This window comes from Pseudomonas sp. P4_C1 (assembly GCF_056402155.1).
Genome location: NZ_JBFUHY010000180.1, coordinates 1 through 529, shown reverse-complemented (window position 1 = coordinate 529; position 529 = coordinate 1). Strand labels below are relative to the sequence as shown.

At 54.4% G+C, this 529-nt stretch carries 2 pseudogenes; both read right to left on the bottom strand.

Going from position 1 to position 529, the window contains the following annotated elements:
* Window positions 1–160: pseudogene (locus AC1DU9_RS29900) on the bottom strand (IS110 family transposase); the annotation flags it as partial.
* Between the two features lie 198 nt (window positions 161–358).
* A pseudogene (locus tag AC1DU9_RS29895) lies at window positions 359–529 on the bottom strand (group II intron reverse transcriptase/maturase); the annotation flags it as partial.

Below are 529 nucleotides of genomic sequence, written 5' to 3'. Positions count from 1 at the left end.
CCTCCATCACGACAGTGCAGGGCTCAAGGTTCATCAGGTGCTGCATGAGCGCTACCCGATTGAATTTTTTGCGGTACAGCTCGTGACCACGATCATCCTGTGCATGTAGATGAAAGGTGTGTTTTCCCAGATCGATGGCGGCAATAGCTACTTTGCTCATGGCAATGATCTCCGATAAGCCCCCTGTGAAAGCTTAGTGGTCGATCACAGGGGGCGGCGGGGGTAGCCATTTCATTAGTGGATTTGCATCAACCGCTAAATTCGCAGGCAATCGGCATAGGGGACGGCCTTCATAGACCGTACCCCTGCCACACCACCCGGCATGCGGGTCCGCACCGGGCGGTTCGAGGGATTGAGGTCAGGAGAGACGTGGAAGTCCCAAGCGATCAAACCACGCGAGATTAAGCACCCAATTCAAGGCCCATCGACTGTTGTCCCACCAACGACGGGTGTTACATGCCACTTTCTGGGCGACTTCTTTACTCGCACCCAAAGCCCGTAATTCACGATAAGTCGTCGATAAGTCGTC